The 25,490-nt window shown below is 71.3% G+C and carries 22 protein-coding genes; 11 read left to right on the top strand and 11 right to left on the bottom strand.

Features of this window, described 5'->3' with window-relative positions; all coding sequences use genetic code 11:
- Position 1: 1 nt before the first annotated feature.
- The 4 genes from ABZY45_RS04620 to hisD are packed head-to-tail and all read right to left on the bottom strand — an operon-like array spanning position 2 to position 3,211.
- Positions 2 to 169, bottom strand: a complete 168-nt coding sequence (locus tag ABZY45_RS04620; protein ID WP_028440214.1) for a hypothetical protein — start codon at positions 167 to 169, stop codon at positions 2 to 4.
- Positions 166 to 768 carry an imidazoleglycerol-phosphate dehydratase HisB gene (hisB, locus tag ABZY45_RS04615; RefSeq protein WP_356736035.1) on the bottom strand — a complete coding sequence of 201 codons (603 nt, stop codon included), beginning with the start codon at positions 766 to 768 and terminating at the stop codon, positions 166 to 168. Before hisB ends, ABZY45_RS04620 begins: the two co-directional genes overlap by 4 nt.
- Complete coding sequence (locus ABZY45_RS04610; RefSeq protein WP_356736033.1) at positions 765 to 1,892, bottom strand: histidinol-phosphate transaminase; 1,128 nt, start codon at positions 1,890 to 1,892, stop codon at positions 765 to 767. Before ABZY45_RS04610 ends, hisB begins: the two co-directional genes overlap by 4 nt.
- Positions 1,889 to 3,211, bottom strand: coding sequence for a histidinol dehydrogenase (gene hisD, locus ABZY45_RS04605; protein WP_356736031.1), 1,323 nt, complete (start codon positions 3,209 to 3,211; stop codon positions 1,889 to 1,891). The genes ABZY45_RS04610 and hisD overlap by 4 nt, the downstream gene beginning before the upstream one ends.
- 159 nt (positions 3,212 to 3,370) lie before the next feature.
- Between hisD and ABZY45_RS04600 the strand changes: the two genes are divergently transcribed.
- The 4 genes from ABZY45_RS04600 (at position 3,371) to ybaK (ending at position 7,533) form a co-directional block, all read left to right on the top strand.
- Complete coding sequence (locus ABZY45_RS04600) at positions 3,371 to 4,972, top strand: oxidoreductase (protein WP_356736029.1); 1,602 nt, start codon at positions 3,371 to 3,373, stop codon at positions 4,970 to 4,972.
- 221 nt (positions 4,973 to 5,193) lie between these two features.
- The gene (locus ABZY45_RS04595) at positions 5,194 to 6,228 is read left to right on the top strand and encodes a hypothetical protein (RefSeq protein ID WP_356736591.1); all 1,035 of its coding nucleotides are present in this window, start codon (positions 5,194 to 5,196) and stop codon (positions 6,226 to 6,228) included.
- 11 nt (positions 6,229 to 6,239) lie between these two features.
- Positions 6,240 to 7,016 (top strand): LON peptidase substrate-binding domain-containing protein, encoded by a 777-nt coding sequence (locus tag ABZY45_RS04590; protein ID WP_356736027.1) that lies wholly within the window; start codon positions 6,240 to 6,242, stop codon positions 7,014 to 7,016.
- Between the two features lie 16 nt (positions 7,017 to 7,032).
- Entirely contained in the window at positions 7,033 to 7,533 is a 501-nt protein-coding gene (gene ybaK / locus ABZY45_RS04585) for a Cys-tRNA(Pro) deacylase (RefSeq protein WP_356736025.1), read from the top strand.
- 63 nt (positions 7,534 to 7,596) lie between these two features.
- On the opposite strand, the gene ABZY45_RS04580 is transcribed toward ybaK, so the two are convergent.
- From ABZY45_RS04580 to ABZY45_RS04565, 4 genes are all read right to left on the bottom strand, one after another.
- Complete coding sequence (locus ABZY45_RS04580; protein ID WP_356736023.1) at positions 7,597 to 8,331, bottom strand: ABC transporter permease; 735 nt, start codon at positions 8,329 to 8,331, stop codon at positions 7,597 to 7,599.
- Positions 8,332 to 8,365: 34 nt separating this feature from the next.
- Positions 8,366 to 9,082, bottom strand: coding sequence for an ABC transporter permease (locus ABZY45_RS04575; protein WP_356736589.1), 717 nt, complete (start codon positions 9,080 to 9,082; stop codon positions 8,366 to 8,368).
- A 181-nt stretch (positions 9,083 to 9,263) separates the two neighbouring features.
- Positions 9,264 to 10,247: an ABC transporter ATP-binding protein gene (locus ABZY45_RS04570; RefSeq protein WP_356736587.1), complete on the bottom strand. Its 984-nt coding sequence runs from the start codon at positions 10,245 to 10,247 to the stop codon at positions 9,264 to 9,266.
- 106 nt (positions 10,248 to 10,353) lie between these two features.
- On the bottom strand, positions 10,354 to 11,613 hold the full coding sequence (locus ABZY45_RS04565; protein ID WP_356736585.1) for an NYN domain-containing protein: 1,260 nt from the start codon (positions 11,611 to 11,613) through the stop codon (positions 10,354 to 10,356).
- A 282-nt stretch (positions 11,614 to 11,895) separates the two neighbouring features.
- Here ABZY45_RS04565 and ABZY45_RS04560 point away from each other — a divergent pair, with 282 nt between their 5' ends.
- Positions 11,896 to 12,072 (top strand): hypothetical protein, encoded by a 177-nt coding sequence (locus tag ABZY45_RS04560; RefSeq protein ID WP_356736021.1) that lies wholly within the window; start codon positions 11,896 to 11,898, stop codon positions 12,070 to 12,072.
- 86 nt (positions 12,073 to 12,158) lie between these two features.
- Here ABZY45_RS04560 and dnaE read toward each other — a convergent pair whose 3' ends face one another.
- The gene (gene dnaE / locus ABZY45_RS04555; RefSeq protein WP_356736019.1) at positions 12,159 to 15,698 is read right to left on the bottom strand and encodes a DNA polymerase III subunit alpha; all 3,540 of its coding nucleotides are present in this window, start codon (positions 15,696 to 15,698) and stop codon (positions 12,159 to 12,161) included.
- A 222-nt stretch (positions 15,699 to 15,920) separates the two neighbouring features.
- Here dnaE and ABZY45_RS04550 point away from each other — a divergent pair, with 222 nt between their 5' ends.
- The 5 genes from ABZY45_RS04550 to ABZY45_RS04530 all read left to right on the top strand — a co-directional run bounded on the left by ABZY45_RS04550 (position 15,921) and on the right by ABZY45_RS04530 (position 22,021).
- Entirely contained in the window at positions 15,921 to 17,246 is a 1,326-nt protein-coding gene (locus tag ABZY45_RS04550; protein WP_356736017.1) for a DUF2252 domain-containing protein, read from the top strand.
- Positions 17,247 to 17,303: 57 nt separating this feature from the next.
- The gene (locus tag ABZY45_RS04545; RefSeq protein ID WP_356736015.1) at positions 17,304 to 18,026 is read left to right on the top strand and encodes a hypothetical protein; all 723 of its coding nucleotides are present in this window, start codon (positions 17,304 to 17,306) and stop codon (positions 18,024 to 18,026) included.
- A gap of 45 nt (positions 18,027 to 18,071) precedes the next feature.
- On the top strand, positions 18,072 to 18,887 hold the full coding sequence (locus ABZY45_RS04540; RefSeq protein ID WP_356736013.1) for a DsbA family protein: 816 nt from the start codon (positions 18,072 to 18,074) through the stop codon (positions 18,885 to 18,887).
- Between the two features lie 200 nt (positions 18,888 to 19,087).
- Entirely contained in the window at positions 19,088 to 20,758 is a 1,671-nt protein-coding gene (locus tag ABZY45_RS04535; protein WP_356736011.1) for an alkaline phosphatase D family protein, read from the top strand.
- 285 nt (positions 20,759 to 21,043) lie between these two features.
- Positions 21,044 to 22,021, top strand: a complete 978-nt coding sequence (locus ABZY45_RS04530) for a zinc metalloprotease (protein ID WP_356736009.1) — start codon at positions 21,044 to 21,046, stop codon at positions 22,019 to 22,021.
- Positions 22,022 to 22,076: 55 nt separating this feature from the next.
- Here the strand turns inward: ABZY45_RS04530 and ABZY45_RS04525 are convergent, their stop codons facing one another.
- Positions 22,077 to 22,655, bottom strand: a complete 579-nt coding sequence (locus ABZY45_RS04525; protein WP_356736007.1) for a dienelactone hydrolase family protein — start codon at positions 22,653 to 22,655, stop codon at positions 22,077 to 22,079.
- Positions 22,656 to 22,692: 37 nt separating this feature from the next.
- Between ABZY45_RS04525 and ABZY45_RS04520 the strand changes: the two genes are divergently transcribed.
- On the top strand, positions 22,693 to 23,832 hold the full coding sequence (locus ABZY45_RS04520) for a mechanosensitive ion channel domain-containing protein (protein WP_356736005.1): 1,140 nt from the start codon (positions 22,693 to 22,695) through the stop codon (positions 23,830 to 23,832).
- A 20-nt stretch (positions 23,833 to 23,852) separates the two neighbouring features.
- On the opposite strand, the gene ABZY45_RS04515 is transcribed toward ABZY45_RS04520, so the two are convergent.
- Positions 23,853 to 25,439, bottom strand: coding sequence for a Na+/H+ antiporter (locus ABZY45_RS04515; RefSeq protein ID WP_356736003.1), 1,587 nt, complete (start codon positions 25,437 to 25,439; stop codon positions 23,853 to 23,855).
- Positions 25,440 to 25,490: the final 51 nt, after the last annotated feature.

Here is a 25,490-nt window from a genome sequence, read left to right as displayed (position 1 = left end):
CTCAGTCCCAGAGTCCCTGGATCCGCATGACGCCCGCCACCAGGCACATCACGGAGCCGATCCCGAGGAGCACGACGACGCCCTTGGGCATGCCCTGCTTCCAGAAGGAGTAGACGCCGCCGGCCAGGAAGAGGCCGACGACGATCAGAACGGTGTTGAGGCCGGTCACAGGGCGCCCTTCGTGGACGGGAGGATCCCGGCTGCGCGCGGGTCGTGCTCACTGGCGTACCGCAGGGCGCGGGCCAGTGCCTTGAACTGGCACTCCACGATGTGGTGGGCGTTGCGGCCGTACGGGACGTGGACGTGCAGGGCGATCTGCGCCTGGGCGACGAAGGACTCCAGGATGTGGCGGGTCATCGTCGTGTCGTACTCGCCGATCATCGGCGCCATCTTCTCCGGCTCGGTGTGCACCAGGTAGGGGCGGCCGGAGAGGTCGACGGTGACCTGGGCGAGCGACTCGTCCAGCGGGACGGTGCAGTTGCCGAAACGGTAGATCCCGACCTTGTCGCCGAGCGCCTGCTTGAAGGCGGCGCCGAGCGCGAGGGCGGTGTCCTCGATGGTGTGGTGCGAGTCGATGTGCAGGTCGCCCTCGGTCTTGACCGTGAGGTCGAAGAGCCCGTGGCGGCCGAGCTGGTCGAGCATGTGGTCGTAGAAACCGACCCCGGTCGAGACGTCCACCTTGCCGGTGCCGTCGAGGTTGATCTCGACGAGAACGGAGGTCTCCTTGGTGGTCCGCTCCACTCTTCCTACGCGGGCCTCGCGAGTCATGCGTCGTGCTCCTTCTTCAGTTCGCGCACCGCATCGAGGAACGCGTCGTTCTCTGCCGGGGTTCCCGCGGATACCCGCAGCCATCCCGGTACGCCGTTGTCCCGGACCAGGACGCCCCTGTCGAGGATCTGCCGCCAGGCGGTGTGGCTGTCGGCGAAGCGCCCGAACTGGACGAAGTTGGCGTCCGAGTCGGTGACGGCGAAGCCGAGCTCCCGCAGTCCTTCCACCAGCCGGTCGCGCTCGCTCTTGAGCTGCGCGACGTACCCGAGAAGGGTATCGGTGTGCTCCAGGGCGGCGAGCGCGGTCGCCTGGGTGACGGAGGAGAGGTGGTACGGCAGGCGCACCAGCTGGACCGCGTCGACGACGGCAGGAGCCGCGGCGAGATAGCCGAGGCGCAGGCCGGCGGCGCCGAAGGCCTTGGACATGGTGCGGGAGAGCACCAGGTGGGGGCGGCCCTCGATGAGCGGGAGCAGCGAGGGGTGGTGACTGAACTCGCCGTACGCCTCGTCGACGACGACCATCGACGGCCGGGCGGCCTGGGCGGCGTCGTAGAGCTCCACGACGGTTTCGGCGTCCACTGCGGTGCCGGTGGGGTTGTTGGGCGAGGTGATGAAGACGACCTCGGGCCGGTGCTCGGCGACGGCCTTCTTCGCGGCCTCCACGTCGATGGTGAAGTCCTCGTTGCGCGGTCCGGAGATCCAGCCGGTGCCGGTGCCGCGTGCGATGAGGGCGTGCATGGAGTAGGAGGGCTCGAAGCCGATCGCGGTGCGCCCGGGCCCGCCGAAGGTCTGCAGGAGCTGCTGGAGGACCTCGTTGGAGCCGTTGGCGGCCCAGAGGTTCTCGGGGCCGACCTCGTGCCCCGCGGTGCGGGTGAGGTAGCGGGCGAGCTCGGTGCGGAGCTCCACCGCGTCACGGTCGGGGTAGCGGTTGAGGTCGCGGGCGGCCTCGCGGACCCGCTCCGCGATGCGGTCGACGAGCGCGTCGGGCAGCGGGTAGGGGTTCTCGTTGGTGTTCAGCCGGACCGGGACGTCGAGCTGGGGCGCTCCGTACGGGGACTGGCCGCGGAGCTCGTCGCGGATCGGGAGCGCGTCCCACGCGTTCGGGGTGGTGCTGCTGTTCGTCACGCCTGCGGAACCTTCCAGCCGAACCTGGCCTTGAGTGCGGCGCCGTGCGCGGGGAGGTCCTCCGCCTCGGCGAGGGTGACCACGTGGTGGGTGACCTCGGCGAGGGCGTCGCGGGTGTAGTCGACGATGTGGATGCCGCGCAGGAAGGACTGCACGGACAGGCCCGAGGAGTGGCAGGCGCAGCCGCCGGTGGGCAGGACGTGGTTGGAGCCGGCGCAGTAGTCGCCGAGGGAGACGGGCGACCAGGGGCCGACGAAGACGGCTCCGGCGTTGCGGACCCGGTCGGCGACGGCGGCGGCGTTCTCCGTCTGGATCTCCAGGTGCTCGGCGGCGTACGCGTCGACGACCTTGAGGCCGTCCTCCAGGTCGTTGACCAGGACGATCGCGGACTGGCGCCCGGCGAGCGCGGGCTCGATCCGGTCGGCGACGTGCTTGGTCGCGGCGACCTGCGGCTTCAGCTCGGCCTCGGTGGCGGCGGCGAGCTCCTCGGAGTCGGTGACGAGGACGGCCGCGGCCATGGGGTCGTGCTCGGCCTGGCTGATCAGGTCGGCGGCGACGTGCACCGGGTCGGCGCTCGCGTCGGCGAGGATGGCGATCTCGGTGGGTCCCGCCTCGGCGTCGATGCCGACGCGGCCCTTGAGGAGGCGCTTGGCCGCGGCGACGTAGATGTTGCCGGGGCCCGTGACGAGGTTCACGGGCAGGCAGTCCTCGGTGCCGTACGCGAACATCGCGACGGCCTGGGAGCCGCCCGCCGCGTACACCTCGTCGACGCCGAGGAGGGCGCAGGCGGCGAGGATCGTGGGGTGCGGCAGGCCGCCGAACTCCTTCTGCGGCGGGGAGGCGACAGCGATGCCCTCGACGCCCGCCTCCTGGGCCGGGACGACGTTCATCACGACGGACGAGGGGTAGACCGAGCGTCCGCCGGGGACGTAGAGCCCGACGCGCTCGACGGGCACCCACTTCTCGGTGACCGTGCCGCCGGGGACGACCTGGGTGGTGTGGGTGGCGCGGCGCTGTTCGCGGTGGACGAGACGGGCGCGGCGGATCGACTCCTCGAGCGCCGCCCGCACGGCGGGGTCGAGGCGCTCCAGCGCCCCGGCGATCGCGTCGGCGGGGACCCGGAGCGACTCGACCCGCACACCGTCGAATTTCTCTCCCCACTCGATCACTGCCGCGGAGCCACGATGGCGTACGTCCTCGCAGATGGGCCGCACCGTCTCCAGGGCGGCTTCCACGTCGAACTCGGCACGGGGCAGCAGGTCGCGCAGGTCGCCGCCCTCGGGGAGGGCGGTGCCGCGCAGATCGATTCGAGAGATCACACCGCAATTCTCTCAGACCGGTTCCGGCGCCCGGTCGCCCGTATCACTGGCTGATACATGCCCCGGCTGTCACTGCTGACCGTTAGCTTTCACACGGTCACACAGAGGGAAGAACGACTGTACGAAGCGCGGGCGGACCGCGCGGGCGGAGGTGAGGCAATGACCGAACCGCACGACGGCGAGATCCCCGACGGGCTCAGCGCGGCGGAGCTGGGGATGTGGCAGGCCTTCCGGAACGGCACGACGTACGATCTGCGGTCCCACGACCCGGTGCGCGACGATCCCTTCGCGCCGCACATCTGGGGGCCGGAGCGCAGCGTCGGGGCCAGGACGGTGGCACGGCTGCTGCTGAGCGGGCCGCCGGCCCGGCCGGGGCGGGTGGCGGCCCTGAAGCTCCGGGGCGTACGCATCACGGGGAAGCTGGATCTGGCGGGCGGCCGTGTCTCGCCGTACGTGGAGCTGACCGGCTGCCGCTTCGAGCAGGAGGTGGTGCTGCCCGAGTGCTATTTCACGACGCTCCGGCTGGTGGGCTGCGCGGTGCCGCGGCTGGACGCGGCCCGGCTGCACACGGAGGGCGACCTGCATCTGCCGCGCTGCCGGATCGAGCGCGGCATCCGGTTGACGGACGCCCAGATCGGGACGGATCTGCTGATCAACCAGCTCGGCGTCGGACCCGACAGACGCGGGCGCGCCTTCGTCGGCGACGGGATGTCGGTCGCCCAGGACCTGCAGGCCGAGATGATCGAGACGCGTGGCGAGCTGAGCCTGCGCGGGGCGAAGGTCGGGGGTTCGCTGAGCCTGCGCGGGAGCCGGCTGCGCGCCTCGGACGGGCGGCGGGCGCTGAACGCCCCGCAGCTCAGCGTGGAGCGCACGCTGTACATGACGGAGGCCTGGGTGAGCATCGACACGGGGAACCAGGGCACCACCCCCCCGTTCGGCATCGCCCGTGGCGGTGGTCCGGCGCGCGGGACGCGTGCGCAGGTCTTCGAGTGCCGGGGCGCGGTGCGGCTCGACGACGGGCGCTTCGGTGACGCGGTGGACCTGCACAAGGCCCGATTCGTCCTGGCCGGCCGTGAGGAGCTGTCGCTGCGCCGGATCGTCACGCCGGAGCTCCGCTTCAACGCGGAGCGCCCCCAGGACGGCCGGGTCGTGCTGAACGGCGCGAAGGTCGTCACGCTGATCGACGTGTCGACCAGCTGGCCGGGGCCGGGCGGCCTGGCGATGGGCGGCTTCGTCTACGAGAACCTCGTGCCCTACGGTCACTTCCCGCTGTCCCGGCGCCTGGAGTGGGTGCTGGCCGCGACCCCGGAGTACGTCCCCGAGCCGTACGAGCGCCTCGCGACGGTGCTCCGCAGCTGCGGGGAGGACGCGGACGCCCGCGAGGTGCTGCTGGCCAAGCAGCGGCGCCGGCGCGAGACCCTGCCGCCCGCGGGCAGGATCTGGGGCTATCTCCAGGACTGGACGGTGGCGTACGGCTACCGGCCGGGGCGTGCCCTGGTGTGGATGGCGGTGCTGTGGGCGGCGGGGGCGGTGGCGTTCTCGCAGTACCACCCGGAGTCGATCAAGGGGAACGAGCATCCGCAGTGGAACCCGGCGCTGTACGCCCTGGATCTGCTGGTGCCGGTGATCAATCTCGGTCAGGACGGCTACTGGCTGCTGGAGGGCGGCTGGCAGTGGACGGCGGCGGCGCTGGTCCTGCTCGGGTGGATACTGGCCACGACGGTGGCGGCGGGTGCCTCGCGGCTGCTGCGCCGCAGCTGAACGGGAGGGCTCCCTCCTCGGCGCGGAGCCCGGGCCACCACTGGCTCGAAAGGCCGGTCGAGGCCCGGCAGGGCGGGCGGTTCCCGTCGACGGGAAGGTCTGATTCCGGCCGCCCGCGAGCGCTTCCTTTGCTCTTTCTTGACCTCGCCCAGGGCAACCCTTCCACTCGCTACAGAAGCTTCACAGTGCCCCTCTGGCGCCGCCCCCACCAGGGCTTTTCAATGGTCTGCACCATGGCTTTCCTCCGCGCCCTGCTGACTTCCGCGCGCGCTTTCCGTTACGGCCCCGGGCTGTCCGCCGGGCTGCCGTCGGACGACGCGGTGCTGCTCGACGCCCCCGACGAGCGGCTCTCCCCGGCACTGGTCGCGGCCGCCCTGGGGGACTTCGAGCCGGCCGCCAAGCTCATGGCCACGACCCGGGACGCCACCGACTGGGAGAGCCGCGACCGCTGCCTGGGCAGGCTGGTCGCCTTCGCCCGCAGCCGCGACGGCTGGCTCACCGGCTGGCTGGCCGCGTCCCCGCGCGACCCGGACGCGCTGCTGGTGAAGGCGGCCCTGGCGGTGCGCCGCGCCTGGGAGTCCCCCGCGCACGCCGAGCTGCTGCGCGATGTCGGCCCGCTGATCACGGCGGCTGCCGAGGCGGACCCCCGTGACCCGGTGCCGTGGCGGCTGGCACTCGACCACGCCCGGGGCACCCACGCCCCGCACACGGTCTTCGAGACGCTCTGGGAGCAGGCCGTCCGCCGCTCCCCGCACCACTACGGCAGCCATGTCGCCGCGCTCCGGTACCTCTCGGCGCAGTGGTACGGCTCGCACGGCGAATGCTTCGACTTCGCCGAGCGGGCGGCCGAGGACGCCGCCGGGGATTCCCTGGTGCAGGCGCTCCCCGTACGCGCGGCCTACGCCCTGCTGCGGGACGAGAGGGCCCTCGCGCGGGCGACCTCGGTGCAGCGGGACCGGATCGACGACGCCGCCGACCTCGCGATCGGGCTCTCGGCGGCCTTTCCTGCCGGTGACCCCTGGCCCGCCGAGGTCCGCAACCTGCTCGCCTACGTCCTGGTCGCGCGGGGCCGCTCGGCCGACGCCCTGGAGCAGTTCCGGCTGATCGGGCCGTACGCCACCTCCTTCCCCTGGGCGCACGTGACCGGGGAGGCACTCGGCGGTTTCCTCGATGCGCGGGCCACCGCCCGGCTCCGGGTGGCCTCTTCCACGCCGCTGCGCGGGAGGCCGGAGCGCGCCGGGCGCCGTGACCATTAGGCTTGACCGCTGTGACCACCGCTCGCCTGCCCCTCTTCCCGCTGAACGCGGTGCTGTTCCCCGGCCTCGTGCTGCCGCTCAACGTCTTCGAGGAGCGCTATCGCGCCATGATGCGCGAGCTGATCGAGATCGACGAGGACGAACCGCGCCGCTTCGTGGTGGTCGCGATCCGCGACGGCCGCGAGACCGCACCGACGGCCACCGGGATGCCGGACACGGTCGCCACCGCGCCTCCTGCCGAACGGGCCCCGGCCGACGGCTTCGGCCCCGATCCGATCCAGACCTTCCACCGGGTCGGCTGCGTCGCGGACGCGGCGAAGATCCGTGAGCGGGCCGACGGCAGCTACGAGGTCCTGGCGACGGGCACCACGCGCGTCCGGCTCCTCTCCGTCGACGCGAGCGGCCCGTTCCTGACGGCCGAGGTCGAGGAACTGCCCGAGGACCCGGGGAAGGCCGAGGACCAGACGTCGCCACCGGACGAGGCGGGGGCTCTCGCCGAGGGTGTCCTGCGGGCCTTCCGCAGCTACCAGAAGCGGCTGGCCGGGGCCAGCGAGCGTTCGCTGACGACGAGTTCGGACCTGCCGGACGACCCGTCCGTCGTCTCGTACCTGGTGGCCGCGGCCGCCGTGCTCGACGTCCCGTCGAAGCAGCGGCTGCTCCAGGCACCGGACACGGCGACCCGTCTGCGCGAGGAACTCGCCCTTCTGCGCAAGGAGACCGCCGTGATCCGGCATCTCCCGTCGCTGCCGGCGACCGACCTGACCCGCGGCCCCACGCACCCCAACTGACCCGAGGACGAGCCAGGTGGCGAAGAAGTCCAGGAAACAGCAGCCCGGCGGCACCCCGGCCACGGTCGCCCTGACCACGGCGGGCACCGCGTTCACCGTCCACTCCTACGAGCACGACCCGTCCTCGCCGTCCTACGGCGAGGAGGCCGCCGAGGCCCTCGGCGTCTCACCGGACCGGGTGTTCAAGACCCTGGTCGCCGACGTCGACGGCGAACTGGTCGTCGCGGTCGTGCCGGTCGCGGGATCGCTGGACCTGAAGGCGCTGGCATCGGCGGTCGGCGGCAAGCGGGCCGCCATGGCGGACCCGGCCGCCGCGGAGCGCACCACGGGCTACGTGCGGGGCGGAATCTCCCCGTTGGGCCAGCGCAAGCGACTGCGCACGGTGCTGGACGCGTCGGCAGGCTCCCATCCGACGATCTGTGTCTCGGCGGGCCGCCGCGGCCTGGAGGTCGAACTGTCCCCGGAGGACCTCACCGCCCTGACGACCGCCACCCTGGCCCCGATCGGCCGCGCCTGACCGCTGACCGCCCGGCCCGACCGGCCGCGCGGGGGAGGACGTGGGACCGGCCGGTGTGCGCCGCTACGGGCGCTTCGGCCACTCCCCCGGCGCTCCGCCGTTCTCCGCCGCCGGCCGCGGTTCCTGCTGCCGCTCCGGCCCCGCGGCGGACGGCGAGGGGTGCGACGCGTACGGCTCCCCGTACGGCATGCCCCACTCCGGCTCGGGGTCCCGCGGCCCGAACAGGGCCGTCAGCCCCAAGTGCACGATCATCGCCGCGACGGGCCAGGCGAGCATCCCCGCCCCCACCGCGTGCAGCTCCAGCGGTGCGTCGAACGTGACTCCCTTGCCGACCTCCTTGGCGTGGGCCACCACGTCCGACGTGGGTCCGAACCAGGTCCCGATCCCCCACGCCAGCAGCGAACCGAGCAGGCCGCCCAGAGCGAGTCCGACCACCAGCGGGATGCCCCCGCGCCTGCGGTACAGGAAGACGGCGAGGCCCGAGACGAGTCCGAAGGCCAGAGCGAGCAGCACGAAGGTGCCGTCGGCGCCGATGGCCTCCTCGCCTTCGCTGTTCTTGAGGAAGACCGCCGTGTCGTCGGAGACGAGCGGCACCCTCGGCGCGAGCCACAGCCAGAGGAGTCCGAGGCCCACACCCGCCACCGTCAGCAGGGCGGCGATCGCCGCGCCCTGCCGGAGTTCCACGCGCCGCTCGTCCGCGCCCGGCTGATCGCCGGGCACGGCGTGCGAGCCCGCGGGCGGGCCCTGCCAGGGGTCGTTCGGCTGAGGCTGGTGCGGCGGCGTCAACGGTGCGGTCACGGTGCCATCGTGCCAGGCGTGTCCGGGTACCGCCTCACCGGACCGCCGCACGGCGGTACGCCCATGTGGCGACCGCCAGCGACAGCACACCGACCGCCGCGCACACCGCGAGGTCGAGGGCGACGACCGCCCAGTCGGGGTGGGCGCCGAAGGAGCGGGACAGCGCCTCGACGCCGTACGTCGAGGGGAGCAGGTCGCGCGCCCACCCCACGGGGCCGGGGAGCCGCTCGGCCGGGAGCACACCCAGCAGCAGCGCCGCCGACATGCCCAGCTGCCCGAGCAGCGTCGCCATTTCCTGCCTAGGTGCCAGCAGGCCGAGCGCGGCGCCGAGCCCGGAGAGCGCGGCCCCGGAGAGCGGGATGACCGCGACCAGGACCCAGAGGTGCGTCATCGGCAGTCCGAACAGGGCGCTGCCCGCCACGGCCGTGACGATCGTGCCGGGCACGGTGAACGAGGCGTACGCCCCCGCCGCGCCCAGCACGACGGCGGCCGGCGGCACCGGCAGCGTGGCGTAGTGGTCGAGCCCGCCTCCGGCCCGGAGCTGGCCGAAGTACTGGGCGAGCAGATTGAGCGCGACGAAGGCCACGACCAGCACGCTGGACCCGGCGACGACGGCCCGCGCCTCCGCGCCGCCGTCGACGACGCCGCGCATCAGCACCATGATGCCGACGGACTGGAAGGTCGCGACGAACAGCAGCGGGATCCGGGCGACCCGTGCGCGGGACAGCTGCGCCCGGTACACGGCGGCCATCGAGGGCAGCAGCTTGGCGCGGGGCGCGAGGGGGGCCGGGGCGGTGCGGGCGGGCCGGCCGGTCCGTACCGCGGGGGTCCGCGGTTTCGTGCCGGACACCCGCGCCGGCTCCGTGGGAACGATGCTCGTCACCTGGCACAGCTCCCGTCCGACTCCGACACGTTCACCTTCACGTTCATGATCACGCCTTGACCAGCCCCTCGGTGGCCCGGGCCGCGTCCCCGCCGAGCGCCAGATAGACGTCCTCCAGGCTGGGAGTGGCCAGCGTGAAGTCGTCCAGCGAGGAGAACGCGGCCCCACCGGTCACGGCGGCGACCGCGGCCCGCGCCTCGTCGGCACCGAGCCGCAGCACCCAACGGCGCCCGGACTCCTGTGCGGAGGCGCGCAGCGCGGCGACCTCGGGAACGTCCAGCGGCGCGCGCTCGCGCCACACCAGCTCGACCCGGACCTCGCCCGCGACCCGTTCCTTGAGCCCGGCCGGGGTGTCACAGGCGATGACCTTGCCGCGCTCCATGACGGCGACCCGGTCGAGGACCGTCTCGGCCTCGATGACGTTGTGGGTCACGAGCAGCACCGTCACTCCGTGCTCGGCCCGCCGGCGGTCGACGGCGGACCAGACGGAGCGGCGGGCGACGGGGTCCATCCCGGTCGTCGGCTCGTCCAGCACCAGGACGGGACGCTCCCCCACCAGGGCGGCGGCGAAGCAGGCCAGCCTGCGCTGACCGCCCGACAGTCTCTTCAGCGGGCGCCCGGCGAGGTCGGTGAGCCCCAGCTCCTCCAGCACCTCGTCGCGGGCGGCCCGCGCAGCCCGCACGGGCAGGCCCCGGAGGCGCCCGGTGGTCTCGGCGGCGAGCGACACGGTCAGTTCGTCGAGGGCGGTGGACTCCTGCCCGAGGTACCCGATGAGCCGGGAGGCCCGCTCGGGGTGGCGTACGAGATCGTGTCCCAGCACCTCGACGCTTCCGGAGTCGGGGCGCATCAGACCGGTGAGCTGGCGCACGAGCGTGGACTTGCCCGCGCCGTTGGGTCCGAGCAGCCCGAAGATCTCGCCGCGCCGGACGTCGAGGCCGACCCCGTCAGTGGCGCGCACCTCGGGGGTGGCGGGCCGGCCGCGTCGGCCGCGGACGGCGGGGTAGGTCTTGACCAGATCACGCACCGCGCACACGGTCCCGGTCCCGGTCTGTGCCTGTGCTGTGCCCGTACTCACGAGGTACGAGAGTACGGGGTCGGATGCCCCGTATTGCGTCCGGGGCATGGCTGAGGCGCCCCGCTCACTCCCCCGCGGGGGCGTGCTCGGCGGCGGCCCGTACGTCGATCTCACGCCAGAACCCCGCCCTGATGGCATAGCGGTCGTGCTCGTCGATCTGGTCGTCCTTGTGCGCGAGCAGGCCGAAGCGCGCCGCGTACCTCAGCAGTTCGCCGTCGATGCGGTGCGGGATGCGGGGGTACATCGTGGACAGTTTCTGCAGGTGGACGGTCTCCGGCAGCCGTTCCATCCAGCGCCGGGCGAACACCTGGCCGACCTCGAAGGGGTCGCCGCCGACGGTGGTGATGTCCTCCTCCCGGTCCGCCCACCGCTGCTCGGCGCTCGTGAGCTGGGCGAGGGTGGGCAGCGACGCGGTCTCGGCGGGCTCGCCGAGCGGTCCGCCGCGCTCCACCCAGCCCTTGTCGGAGGACCAGCGCAGGGTGGCGTTGGGCGCGGGCGGCGGTGCGGGGGCCTGCGCGGCCCGGTCGCCAGGGGCGCGCAAAGCGGCCAGGTCCTTCGGTGTGGGGACGCCCCTGTGCCCCGGCGAGGGCTGGGGGTGCCGCACGGTGTCACCGGCCGGTGCGGCGGTGCCGTTGCGCGCCGCGGCGGCCTGGGCCTCCGAGGCGCGCTCGGCGGAGGCGGCGAGGGCCGCCTCGGGCAGCGGCGCGGAGAGGATCGCGGCGATCTCCGGGCGCGGGACGGGCGAGGGCGCGCACACGCCGCCCGTCTCCTTGGCCCGTACGGCCTTGGTGATCCAGGCCCGGTCGAGCACCCGTCGTTCGTCGGCCTCGGCCACCAGGTCCTCGGACTGGTTGTAGTCGCCGTCGGCGGCCTGGACCGCCCAGAGGTGGACGGCGACGCCGTGCTCCTTGGCGGACATGAGGCCGGGCAGCAGATCGCCGTCACCGGTCACGAGCACCACGTCGGAGCAGGCGCGGTTCCTGGCCAGTTCGGTGAGTTCGGCGTGCATGGCCGCGTCGACGCCCTTCTGCGCCCATCGGCCGTCACTGCGGGTGAGCGCGCCCAGTCGAACCGTCACCCGGGGCATGACCCGCAGCCTGCGGTGCTCGGGCTGCGGTACACGGTCGGGGGCGCCGTCGAACCAGTAGATGCGCAGGAGAGGCTGTTCCGTGTCTGCCTCGGCGCGCTCGCGCAGGCCCTGGATCAGGGCCGCGTGGTCCACGGTGATGCGGGAACGGGCGGGCTCTCCGGCCAGCAGACTCGCGGCTGCGCCCAGGAGGTAGCCGGCGTCCACCAGGACGACGCAACGGTCCACGCGTTCCACCCTCTTCCAGGAGTCGGGAGCGGAGTCAGCGGGTCCGGACATGGGGGGTGGACCCGCTCACCCGGGGAACCGGGGTTCGCTCACTCAGGGTTTCCTTCGAGTCTGCCCGACGGCAGGGGGGTTAAGGTCCGGAACTCGATCATCGGCGTGGCGGATCCGGAAAACGGCGCATGATACCTCCCCTACTACACTGGGTAATGATCCAACATGCGGCCTTTGTGGTGATATGTGAGTCTGACAGCGGTTCTGGACCCCCCGGATCTCTCCACAGGAGGTATCACCATGGCGAAGAACAAGAATCGCAAGCAGAGCCAGCACGAGCGCGCGTCCGCAGCCGAGCGCGGCGCGGAGGAGGCCAAGTCGACGGCGTACGAGTCGCAGACGCAGCCCCAGTCACAGGCTCAGGGCAGCCCGGCCGACGTCGCCCGCAAGCACCAGAAGCGTTTCGGCCACAACTGACGGCCCGCCGGGCCGACAGGCCGAGAGGGGCGCCCCGCCGTCGGCGGGGCGCCCCTCTCGCGGTTCCGGGGGGGGAGGACGGGCTGTCAGCCGGCCAGGCAGGACGGGCCGAGCAGCACCTTCAGGTCACCGAAGAGGGCCGGGTCGGGCTTGACGCGGTGCCGGTCGAGCCGGAGCACGGTGGTCTTGCGCGGCCCCTGGAGCCTGATGCGCACCTCGGTGTCGCCGCGGTGGTTGTTCAGGACCTCGCCGAGCCTGCTGACCATGGGCGGGGTGACCCGCACCGTGGGGATGGTCAGGACGACGGGTGCGTTGGACCCGGCGTTGGAGATGTCGGGGACCTGCATCTCCATGGCGACCAGGCGCGGCACGTCCTCGCGCTTGTCGAGGCGTCCCTTGACGAAGACGACCGTGTCCTCGACGAGCTGGGTCGAGACCAGCTGATAGGTCGCCGGGAAGAACATGCATTCGATGGAGCCCGCGAGGTCCTCGACGGTCGCGATGGCCCAGGCGTTGCCCTGCTTGGTCATCTTGCGCTGGAGGCCGGAGATGATGCCGCCCACGGTGACGATGGCGCCGTCGGCGTGCTCACCACCGGTGAGCTGGGAGATCGCCGCGTCCGACTTGTCGGACAGGACGTGTTCCAGGCCGAAGAGCGGGTGGTCGGAGACGTAGAGGCCGAGCATCTCGCGCTCCTGCGCGAGCAGGTAGGACTTCTCCCACTCGATGTCGGAGAACTCCACGTCGAGGCCGAAGCCCGGCTCGTCGCTCGCCTCGTCGCCCATGCCGCCGAAGAGGTCGAACTGCCCCTCGGCCTCCTTGCGCTTGACCTGCACCACGTTGTCGATCATCGGCTCGTGGTGGGCGACGAGCCCCTTGCGGGTGTGTCCCATCTCGTCGAAGGCGCCGGCCTTGATGAGCGATTCGATGGTGCGCTTGTTGCAGACGACCGCTTCCACCTTGTCGAGGAAGTCCGGGAACGAGGAGTACTTCCCCTTCGCCTTGCGGCACCTGATGATCGAGTCGACCACGTTCTGCCCGACGTTGCGGACGGCGGTGAGCCCGAAGAGGATCACGTCGTCGCCCTGGGCGGCGAAGTTCGACTCGGACTCGTTGACGTTCGGCGGGAGCACCTTGATGCCCATGCGCCGGCACTCGTTGAGGTAGACGGCCGACTTGTCCTTGTCGTCCTTGACGGAGGTCAGCAGGGCGGCCATGTACTCGGCGGGGTAGTTGGCCTTGAGGTAGGCGGTCCAGTAGGTGACCAGGCCGTACGCCGAGGAGTGCGCCTTGTTGAAGGCGTATCCGGCGAAGGGCACCAGCACGTCCCAGAGCGCCTGGATGGCCTGGTCGGAATAGCCGTTCTTCTTGGCGCCCGCCTGGAAGAGGACGAAGTTCTTCGCCAGCTCCTCCGGCTTCTTCTTGCCCATCACGCGGCGCAGGATGTCGGCCTCGCCGAGCGAGTACCCGGCGATGATCTGGGCGGCCTTCTGGACCTGCTCCTGGTAGACGATGAGGCCGTAGGTCAGGCCGAGCGTCTCCTTGAGCGGCTCCTCCAGCTCCGGGTGGATCGGGGTGATCTCCTGGCGGCCGTTCTTGCGCTCCGCGTAGTTCGTGTGCGAGTTCATGCCCATCGGGCCCGGCCGGTAGAGGGCCGAGACGGCGGAGATGTCCTCGAAGTTGTCGGGCTGCATCTGGCGCAGCAGCGAGCGCATGGGGCCGCCGTCGAACTGGAACACGCCGAGCGTGTCACCGCGGCAGAGCAGCTCGTAGGTCTTGGGGTCGTCCAGCGGGAGGGCGAGCATCTCCAGTTCGACGCCCTTGTTGGCCTTCACCATCTTGATGGCGTCGTCCATGATCGTCAGGTTGCGCAGACCGAGGAAGTCCATCTTCAGCAGGCCGAGCGACTCGCACTGGGGGTAGTCCCACTGCGTGATCGTGACGCCGTCGGTGTGCCGCACCCATACCGGGGCGTGGTCGACGATGGGTTCGCTGGACATGATCACGCCGGCGGCGTGCACGCCCATCTGCCGGACGAGGCCCTCCACGCCCTTGGCGGTGTCGATGACCTTCCGGACGTCCGGCTCGTTCTCGTACATCCCCCGGATCTCGCCCGCCTCGCTGTAGCGGGGGTGCTTCGGGTCGGTGATGCCGCTGAGGTCGATGCCCTTGCCGAGCACGTCGGCGGGCATGGCCTTGGTGAGGCGGTCGCCCATCGCGTAGGGGTATCCCAGGACACGGGCGGAGTCCTTGATGGCGTTCTTGGCCTTGATCTTGCCGTAGGTACCGATCATGGCGACCTTGTCGGCGCCGTACTTCTCCGTCACGTACCGGATCACCTCGACGCGCCTGCGCTCGTCGAAGTCGATGTCGACATCGGGCATGGAGACGCGCTCGGGGTTGAGGAAGCGCTCGAAGATCAGCCCGTGGGTGATCGGGTCGAGGTCGGTGATGCCCATGGCGTACGCGACGATCGATCCGGCGGCGGACCCACGGCCGGGGCCCACCGCGATGCCGTTGTTCTTGGCCCACATGATGAAGTCGGCGACGACGAGGAAGTACCCCGGGAACCCCATCTGGATGATGATGTCCATCTCGTACTCGGCCTGCTTCTGCCGGTCCTCGGGGACGCCGCCGGGATAGCGGCGCTCCATCCCGGCGCGGACCTCCTCCTGGAACCAGGTGACCTCGGTGAAGCCTTCCGGGATGTCGAACTTCGGCATCAGGTCGCGCTTCTCGAACATGCCGGTGGTGTCGATCTGCTGCGCGACCAGGAGGGTGTTGGCGCACCCCTCCTGCCAGGCGTCGGAGGAGTCGACGGCGTACATCTCCTCCGTCGTCTTGAGGTAGTAGCCCGTCCCGTCGAAGCGGAAGCGGTCCGGGTCGGAGAGGTTCTTGCCGGTCTGGATGCAGAGCAGGGCGTCGTGCGCGGTCGCCTCGTGGGCGTAGGTGTAGTGGGAGTCGTTCGTCACCAGCGGGGGGATGTTCAGCTTCTTGCCGATTTCGAGGAGCCCGTCACGGACCCGGCGCTCGATCTCGATGCCGTGGTCCATCAGCTCCAGGAAGTACCTGCCCTCGCCGAAGATGTCCTTGTAGTCGGAGGCCGCCTGGACGGCCTCGTCGAACTGGCCGAGCCTCAGCCGGGTCTGCACCTCGCCCGAGGGGCACCCGGTGGAGGCGATCAGGCCTTCGGACCACTGGGAGATGGTCTCCTTGTCCATGCGCGGCCACTTCTGCAGCCAGCCCTCGGCGTACGCGTCCGAGGAGAGCCTGAAGAGGTTGTGCAGCCCCGTGCTGTTCGCCGCCCAGATCGTCTTGTGGGTGTAGCCACCCGAACCCGAGACGTCGTCCCGCTTCTGGTGCGGCTGGCCCCACTGGATCTTCCGCTTGTGCTTGCGGGACTCGGGGGCGACGTACGCCTCGATCCCGATGATCGGCGTCACCCCCGCCTTCTTGGCCGAGTGGAAGAAGTCGTAGGCGCCGTGGAGGTTGCCGTGGTCGGTCATCGCGATGTGCGACATGCCCATGTCGTTGGCCGCCTCGAACATGTCCTTGAGCCGCGCGGCACCGTCCAGCAGCGAGTACTGGGTGTGGACGTGCAGGTGCGTGAAGGGCGGCTTGCTCACGGCGCTGTGCCTCCGGAATTCGGTGAAAGTGTGGCGCGAGGCGTCTCGGCGAGGGGTGGTGGCCGGGTGACGGACGGGCGATGACGGGTTGGGGGGACAGCGTGGAAGTCTACGTCGCCGAGGTGACGGACGACGGGCACTCCGGGGTACGGTCGCGCGTTGGAAGACCGGGGACGCCCGTCCCTTTTGTCATGAACGCCATGTACCAGGAGGCACCCAGCGATGTCGGACACGCAGACCGGCGCGGAGCAGCGCGGGGAGCAGATCCTCGCCGTTTTCCACACCGCGTTCGGGCAGCTCCTGGCGGCCGACCCCGCGGCGTTCCGGGTGAAGTTCCGCAAGATGGCGGGCTCGGCCTTCGCCTTCTACCGGGGCTCGGCGGGCCTCTTCTACGCCGACATGGACCGCGAGCGGCACGGCGGCGCCTACCTGGACGAGCGCACGAGCAGGGTGTGGATCCACGGCGACCTGCACGCCGAGAACTTCGGCACGTACATGGACGCCAACGGCCGGCTCGTCTTCAACGTCAACGACTTCGACGAGGCCTACGTCGGCCCCTTCACCTGGGACCTCAAGCGCTTCGCCGCCTCCGTGGCCCTGATCGGTTACGCGAAGGCGCTGAGCGACGAGCAGATCTCCGAACTCGTCCGGGTCTACGCCGCCGCGTACCGGGAGCGCATCCACGCCCTGGCGACGGGCGCCAAGAACGACGAGGTGCCGCCCTTCACGCTGGACACGGCGGAGGGTCCGCTGCTCGGCGCGCTGCGTGACGCCCGTGCGCTGACCCGGTTCGGGCTGCTGGACTCGATGACGGAGATCCGGGACTTCGAGCGCAGGTTCACCGCGGACGGCGGTGCGATCGACCTCGACGCCGCGACGCGCTACAAGGTGCTCGCCGCGTTCGACGGCTATCTGGAGACCTTGCCGGAGTCGAGCCTGACCCGGCCCGACTCCTACCGGGTGAAGGACGTCGTCGGCCGCCGGGGCATCGGCATCGGGTCGGCCGGCCTGCCGTCGTACAACATCCTCCTGGAGGGCAACAGCGACGCCCTGGAGAACGACGTGGTGATCTACCTCAAGCAGGCGCAGACGCCCGCCGTCTCCCGGCACATCACCGACGCGGCGGTGCGGGACTACTTCCAGCACGAGGGCCACCGCACGGTGATCTCCCAGCGGGCCCTGCAGGCGCACGCCGACCCGTGGCTGGGCTGGACCGAGCTGGACGGGGCCGGTCAGCTGGTCGCCGAGGTCTCCCCGTACGCGGTGGACCTGAACTGGTCCGACATCGACGAGCCGGAGGAGATCGCGGCGGTCGTCGCCGACCTCGGCCGGGCCACGGCCACGATGCACTCGGCGGCGGACGACGAGAGCGGGCACTCCCTGGTGCCGTTCTCCACGGAGCGCGCCATCGACGCGGCCATCGCCGCCGACGAGGAGGGCTTCGGGGAGCTGCTGGTCGACTTCGCACACAGCTACGGCGCCCGGTCCCGCGCCGATCACCAGATCTTCGTCGACCTCTTCCGCAACGGCCGCATCCCGGGCCTGTGAGGGCCGTCGTACATCCTTAGGGACCGTTTACAGGTTCACATGACACACTCTCCGGCGATGGACGTATCAGGGACGCAGATCAGAGCGGTACGCGCGGCGCTGTTCACCGCGCTCGTCGTCACGCTCTCCTCCGCCTCCCATGTGCTGCTCTCCCGGGTCCCGCTGCCGCTGACGGCGATCGGTCTGCTGGCCGGCGCCGTCTTCGCCGTGGCGTTCGCGCTGGCGGGCCGGGAACGCGGATTCGGGGCGATCGCCGGGCTGCTCGTCCCGCTGGAGCTGGCCGCCGACACGGTGTTCACCACAGGCCAGCACCTCTGTTACGGGGCGGCGGGCGGCCCGATCGCCGGGCCGCTGCGCTCCGTGGGCGTGGACGTGCTCTGCGGTGGCGACGCCGGTACGGCGGACAGGCTCTCCGGTGTGGCCGCGGTGGGCACCCCGCTGGCCGGGGTGACCGCCTCGGGCGACCACGCCGCCGCGATGCTCGCCACACCGGGGCCCGCTGTGCCGTGGCTGCTGCTGGCCGCGCACGTGACGGTCGGCCTGCTCGCCGCGGCCTGGCTGCGGCGCGGCGAGGCGGCGCTGGCGGGACTGCTGGCCGCGGCCGCGGCCTTCGCCTTCCGTCCGCTGCTGACCGCGTTCGCCGTGGCGGCGGCACCCCGGCGCGGGACGCGGTCCGGCGCCCGCCGCGCGGGGCGGCCGCACCCGCTCGCCCCGGCCCGGTTCCTGGTGCACTCCGTGGGCCGCAGGGGCCCGCCGCTCCCGGCCTGTACCTCTGCCTGAGTACGCGGAAATCCCCTGAGCCGTCCCACGCATTACGGAGCACCCATGAGCAAGCGCAACAGCCAGGCCAGCAAGTCCGCCGCCCGCGAGCGGCTGCGCGAGGAGCGCGAGCGCCAGGCCAAGAAGGACAAGGCACGCAAGCAGATCGTCGTAGGCGTCTCGGTCGTGGCCGTGCTGGCGATCGCCGGCGGCGTCAGCTACGGCGTGATGCAGCTGAACAAGCCCTCCGCCTGGGAGGCGGCGGCGGACGCGAAGAACGTCACCGCGCCGAAGAACACCTCGGGTGACGACGGCACGACCGTGGTGATCGGCGAGTCGAGCGCCAAGAAGACCCTGGAGCTGTACGAGGACTCGCGCTGCCCGATCTGCGCCACGTTCGAGCAGACGGTCGGCGAGACCGTGGCCAAGGACGTCGAGGCCGGCAAGTACAAGATCAAGTACGTGGGCGCGACCTTCATCGACAACTCGGACAGCGGTGAGGGCTCGAAGAACGCCCTGAGCGCGCTGGGCGCCGCGCTGAACGTGAGCCCGGAGGCCTTCCTGGACTACAAGGCCGCGCTGTACTCCGCGAAGTACCACCCCGAGGAGGCGAACGACAAGTTCGCCAAGGACAGCTATCTGATCGAGGTGGCGGACTCGGTGGACGCGCTGAAGGGCAACAACGCCTTCCAGAAGGACGTCGAGGACGGCACGTACGACGCCTGGGCGATCAAGATGTCCAAGGCCTTCGACAAGAGCGGGGTGCAGGGCACGCCGACCCTGAAGATGGACGGCAAGACCCTGACCGCCGAGGGCAGCGAGAACGCCCCCATGACCGTGGCGGAGTTCGACAAGGCGATCACCAAGGCCCTGAAGGGCTGACCCACTCCTGCGGGGCCGCGGGTCCGGCGCACGGACCCGCGGCGGCCGGGGAGGGCGCATGGCCGTCTGCGGTCCGGCAGGAGAACTCACGGCCGGACCGCGACGACGGACGTAACTCCTGGCGACATCCGGCCATCAGGCGGGCGAACTTCCCTTGTTCGCCCGCCTGTTCGCTTTACCCGCCAGTAGGGTGATCGGCCGTGACCAGACGACACCTCTCCGCCGCACCCAGCCGCCGCACGGTCGTCAAGGCCGCCGCCGCCACCGCGGTCGCCGTGCCCGTGCTCGCCGCGACCACCGCCCGCGCCGCCGACGGCCCGGCCTTCCTGCACGGCGTCGCCTCCGGCGACCCGCTGCCCGACGGCATCCTCCTGTGGACCCGCCTCACCCCCTCACCGGACGCGGTACCCGGCTCGGGCATCGGCGCCCCGGTGCCGGTGGTCTGGGAGGTGGCCGAGGACAAGGCCTTCTCCCGGGTCGTGGCCCGGGGCACGGCCGTCGCCCGGGCCGAAGCCGACCACACGGTCAAGGCCGACGTCCGTGGACTGCGCCCGGCCACGACGTACTGGTACCGCTTCTCGGCGGCACCCGAACCCGGCGGTACGGAGGGCGGCCGGAGCGCCCTCTCCCCCGTCGGCCGCACCCGCACGGCGCCCGCCGCCGGGGCCGCCGTCCCCGGGGTCCGGTTCGGCGTGGTGTCCTGTGCCAACTGGGAGGCCGGCTGGTTCTCCCCGTACCGCCATCTCGCGGCCCGCGCCGATCTGGACGCCGTGCTGCACCTGGGTGACTACATCTACGAGTACGCGTCAGGCAGTTACCCGACGCAGGACACCGTCGTACGCCCCCATGCCCCGCTCCACGAGATCACCACACTCGCCGACTACCGCCTCCGGCACGCCACGTACAAGACGGACACCGACCTCCAGGCCCTGCACGCCACGCATCCGGTGATCGCGATCTGGGACGACCACGAGTTCGCCAACGACGCCTGGTCGGGGGGAGCCGAGAACCACACGCCCGGTGCCGAGGGCGACTGGGCCGCCCGGGTGGCCGCCGCGAAGCAGGCGTACTTCGAGTGGATGCCGGTCCGGGCGTCGACCGAGGGCACCGTCTACCGGCGCCTGAGCTTCGGCCGACTGGCCGAGCTGCACCTGCTCGACCTCCGCAGCTTCCGTTCCGAGCAGGCGTCGATCGGCGACGGAGCGGTCGACGACCCGGAGCGTTCGGTCACGGGCCGGGCACAGCTGGACTGGCTGAAGGCCGGACTTGCGGCGTCCGATGCCCGCTGGAAGCTGGTGGGCACCTCGGTGATGATCTCGCCGGTCGCCTTCGGCGCGCTCCCGGCCGAACTGCTGGCGCCCCTCGCGGAGCTGCTGGGGCTCCCCGGGGAAGGACTGGCGGTCAACGTCGACCAGTGGGACGGCTACACCGACGACCGCAAGGAGCTGATCTCCCATCTGCGGGACCGGGGCATCACCGACACGGTCTTCCTGACCGGCGACATCCACATGGCGTGGGCCAACGACGTCCCCGTGAAGGCGGCGACGTACCCGCTGTCCGCGTCGGCGGCTACCGAGTTCGTGGTGACGTCGGTGACCTCGGACAATCTGGACGACATCCTTCGGGTCGCTCCCCGCACCGTCTCGGTGGTCGCCGCGGCGGCGGTCAAGGCCGCCAACCGCCATGTGAAGTGGGTGGACATGGACTCGCACGGCTACGGAGTCCTGGACGTGACGGCCGAGCGCTCCCAGATGGACTACTACACGGTGTCCGACAAGACGAGCAGGGACGCGACCTCCTCCTGGGTCCGCTCGTACCGGACACTCAGCGGCACGCAGAAGACGGAACGGGCCGACGCACCCGTGCGCTGACCGATCAGTTCCGGCCATCGATCGCTCCGGGACCACGGTGACTGCCCGTCACGCAGGGCGGTGTGTCCACGTTTCCGAACCTGGACACATCGCCCGCCGATTTCGCACTGCTCATGACATTTTCTTCTCAAACCCCGAGATCGGCCGAAGTTTTTCTCGGCATTGTCCTCATACGCACCAGCATTGATTGGGCCTGATCGATCCTCATCAGGACCTGACATGGGCACGTAACCTCCCGGCGGCGGGTGAGGAACCACCTCCCCCACATGTCCGCGAGGAGTCACCGTGCGCGCTCTTGTACGCATATCAGACCGTCTGCGCCGCCCCGCCCTGAGCATCGCCGTCCTGGCCGGAACCCTGGCCCTGGCTCCGCTCTCCGCCGCCCCCGGGAGCGCCGTGGCGGCTGCCCCGGCCTCGCAGGAGTGCGCCACCACCACGAGCGCGACGGCGCGAGAGACCCACCCCGGCGGGTCGGGCCACGCCGCCGAGCCCAACGAGGTCAGCGCGGCCAAGGCCAAGGCCATGGACGCGGACCTGAAGGAGAGACTGGCGGACCGAAGAGTGACCGGCTCCGCGCTCGCCGCGGGAGCGACCGTCCCGGTCTACTTCCACGTGATCCACTCCGGGACGACGGGCAAGCTCACCGCGACGCAGATCAACAACCAGCTCGCCGTGCTCAACGCCGCGTACGCCGGTCAGGGCACCGGGAACACCGACTCCGGCTTCCGCTTCACCCTCGCCGCCACGGACTACACGGACAACGCCGCCTGGTACAACCTGAGCTCGGGGTCGAGCGCCGAGAAGGCGATGAAGACCGCGTTGCGCAAGGGCGGTGCCGGCGCGCTCAACGTCTACACCGCCAACCTCGGCGGCGGCCTCCTGGGCTGGGCCACCTTCCCGAGCTCCTACCGCTCGAACCCGTCGATGGACGGCGTGGTGGTCCTCGACACCTCGCTGCCGGGCGGCGCGGCGACCCACTACGACGAGGGGGACACGGCCACCCACGAGGTCGGCCACTGGCTGGGGCTCTACCACACCTTCCAGGGCGGCTGTAACGGCAACGGCGACTACGTCAGCGACACCCCGGCCGAGAAGAGCCCTGCCTACGAGTGCCCCACCGGCCGTGACACCTGCACCAGCAAGGCCGGCGCGGACCCCGTCCACAACTTCATGGACTACACCTACGACGCGTGCATGTACCAGTTCACCGCGGGCCAGGTGCAGCGCATGAGCGACAGCTGGACCGCCTACCGGGCAGGCTGACCCGGCAGTACGACCACGGGGGCCGCGCACCGAGGTGCGCGGCCCCCGTCCGTGGTCACAGCGTGGCGAGGAAGCCGAGGGAGACCTTCCACGTCAGGTCGGCTGCGGCCTGGTCGAAATCAGGGAGGTCCGCGTCGGTGTACAGGTGTCCGGCGCCCGGATAGCGGTAGACCTCGACGTCCGCGCCCGTGCGCTGCATCTGGAGGTACCAGCTGTTCAGCCAGTCGTGCGACTCGAACGGGTCGGGGTCGGCCACGTGCAGTTGCACGGGCAGTTCGTCCACCGTCGCGTTCTCCGCGATGTCCGAGGTGCCGTGGAGCAGCAGCAGCCCGCGCGCCTTCGCGTCCCCGAGGGCGAGGGTCTGCGCCACCGACGCCCCGAAGGAGAACCCTGCGTAGACGAGGCCCTGGTCGGAGTAGGGCGCGGCGGCAAGCACGGCGCGCTTGAGCAGTTCGTCCTTGCCCACCTGGTCCTTGAAGGCCATTCCCTCCTCGACGGTGTCAAAGGTGTGCCCCTCGAAGAGATCGGGCACGCGCACCTCGTGCCCGGCCGCACGCAGCCGGTCGGCAGCCGCGTGCACAGCGGGCCGCAGACCAAAGGTCGAGTGGAAAAGCATGATGTTCATGAGGCCCATGGTGCCAGCTGTGCCTTGATGCTTGGAGGACGACGGAATGGAGAACACACTGCGACCGCTCCTGGTCGTGGGCGGATCCCTGGCGATCACGCTGGCCGTGGGCTGGCTGGTCGACCAGCTGCTCCGGCGCGCCGACAGCCGCCATCACGAGACCCCGGTCTGGGGTCTGCTCCGCCGCTGCCGGCCACCCCTGCAGGTCGTGCTCTGCACCGCCCTGCTGCGGGCCAGCTTCGGACAGCTCCGGCTCGAAGTGGTGCGGGACCACCGGGCGGCGATCGGCCAGGTCCTGACCCTGGTGCTCATCGCGGCGTCGGCCTGGCTCGTGATCCGCGTCGCCGCAACCGTCGTCCAGTCCTCGTACGCCCGCTACGCCACCTCCACCCGTGATCCCGCCCGCGTGCGCCGGGTCCGGACCCAGGTCACGCTGATCCAGCGCGTGGTCACCGCGGTGGTCGCGACGGTCGCCGTCGCCGCGATGCTGCTCACCTTCCCCGCCATGCGCACGGTCGGCACCTCGATGCTCGCCTCGGCCGGTGTGCTCGGGATCGTGGCCGGTGTCGCCGCCCAGTCGACGCTCGGGAACCTCTTCGCCGGGTTCCAGATCGCCTTCGGCGACATGGTGCGCATCGGCGACACCGTCGTCGTGGACGGGGAGTGGGGCACGGTGGAGGAGATCACCCTGACCTTCCTCGCGGTGCGGACCTGGGACGAGAGGCGGATCACTATGCCGGTGTCCTACTTCACCAGCAGGCCGTTCGAGAACTGGTCGCGCGGCGGGGCCCAGATGACGGGCACGGTCTTCTTCCAGCTCGACCACTCGGCGCCCATCAGGGCGATGCGCGAACGGCTGCGGGACATCCTCGGCGACTGCGGCGCCTGGGACGGCCGGGACTGGTCCCTGGCCGTCACCGACACCACCCCCACCACCATCGAGGTGCGGGCGGTGGTCACCGCGAAGGACGCGGACGACATCTGGACGGTGCGCTGCGCCGTGCGCGAGCAGATGATCGGCTGGCTCCGGGACAACCATCCGTACGCGCTGCCCCGGGTGGTGACCTCGCCCGCCGCTCTGCCGCCGGGCGACCACTGGCGGGAGCTGACGGGTGCGGACGCCGGCCGGCCCGTCAACGGCCACGTGCCGACCCCGGAGAAGGCCCCCCGCACCGGGCGCGGCTGAACCGCCGTGGCCCAGCGGCCTCAGCGCAGACTGCGTATGTCGAGGTAGCGCAGCACCCGGTCGACGACCTCCGGGTCCGAGCCGGGCTCGCTGCGCGCCGACAGCACCTCGTGACGGGCGGCCGACAGCAGCTCACGCTGCACCCGGGCGAACGCCTTGAAGCGCTCGGCGCGCCGGGCGTACGCCTCACGCCGCTCGTCGTCCACCATGTCGGGGCTGATCCGCGCCCCGATGTCGTACGCCGCGCGCTGGAGGCGCTCCAGCACCTCCTCGGGGAGGTCCTCGGCGTCCTCGATCTCCTTGAGCCGGTGCTTGGCCGCCTTCGCCGCCCGGATCGCGAGTTCCCGTTCCAGGGCCTGTTCCGCCTCCGTGTCCGCCCGGACGCCGAGCTTCCGCACGAGCCACGGCAGGGTCAGGCCCTGGAACACCAGCGTGGCCATGATCACGGCGAACGCGACGAAGATGATCTCGTCCCGTCCGGGGAAGGGTTTCCCGTCGTCCGTCTCCAGCGGGATCGCCAGGGCCAGTGCCACCGAGGCCACCCCGCGCATCCCCGCCCACCACATGACGACGGTCTCGCGCCAACTGGTGGGGATCTCCTCGTTGTAGTCGCGCCGGGTGTGCAGCCGCTTGGCGAGCCAGGTGGCCGGCAGCAGCCACAGCAGCCGTACGCCGACGACGACCGCGACGATCGCCAGCCCCCACCCGACGAGACGCAGCTCACGTCCGTCGGCGGTGCCGAAGACGCTGTGGAGTTCCAGCCCGATGAGGCCGAAGGCGACACCGGTCACCAGGGTGTCGACGATCTCCCAGAACGACCGGCCGGTGAGCCGCCCCAGGACGTCGTCGGCGTCCGCGGTGTGCTCGGCGAGGAAGAGCGCGGTGGTGAGGACGGCGAGTACGCCGGAGCCCATCAGCTCCTCGGCGAGGACGTAGCTGACGAAGGGCACCAGAAGCGTCAGGCCGACCTGGAGGGTGGCGTCGCCCAGCAGCCCCATCAGTTTGATGGTCAGCCAGCCGATCACCAGGCCCACGGCCACCGCGACGACCGCGGACAGGACGAGGAGGCCGAACGCCTGGGGGAGCGAGAAGGTGCCGCTGACGGCGGCGGCGATGGCCACGTGGTACAGCACGATGGCCGTGACGTCGTTGAACAGCCCCTCCCCCTCCAGGATCGACACGAGCCTGCGCGGCAGTCCGACCGAGCCCGCGACCGCCGTGGCCGCGACCGGGTCGGGCGGGGCGACCAGCGCGCCCAGGGCCACGGCGGCGGCGATGGGCAGACCCGGCACCATCGCGTTCGCGACCGTGGCCACGGCCGCGGTCGTGACGAAGACGAGGGCGACCGCCAGCAGGAAGATCGGCCGCTTGTTGGCCGCGAACTGGCGCCAGGAGGTGCGCTGCACCGAGGCGTAGAGCAGCGGCGGCAGCAGCGCGGGCAGGATGATCTCCGGCGGGATGTCCACGTCCGGGACGAAGCTCACGAAGGCCATGGCGACCCCGGCGAGTGTCATCAGCACCGGCGCGGGGAGGCGCAGCCGCTCCCCCAGCGGCACCGTGACCACCGCTCCCAGGAGAAGCAGGAGCAGGAGTGCCATCTGGTCCACGTGGTGCCTTCCGCAGCGGGCCGGGCCCGACGGCCCGTCGATCAGCCGGTC

The organism is Streptomyces sp. NPDC006516, from assembly GCF_040611875.1.
In the GTDB taxonomy this organism is placed as follows: Bacteria; Actinomycetota; Actinomycetes; order Streptomycetales; family Streptomycetaceae; genus Streptomyces.
The sequence above is the reverse complement of the archived record's forward strand: the minus strand, read 5'-3'. Positions and strand labels throughout refer to the sequence as shown.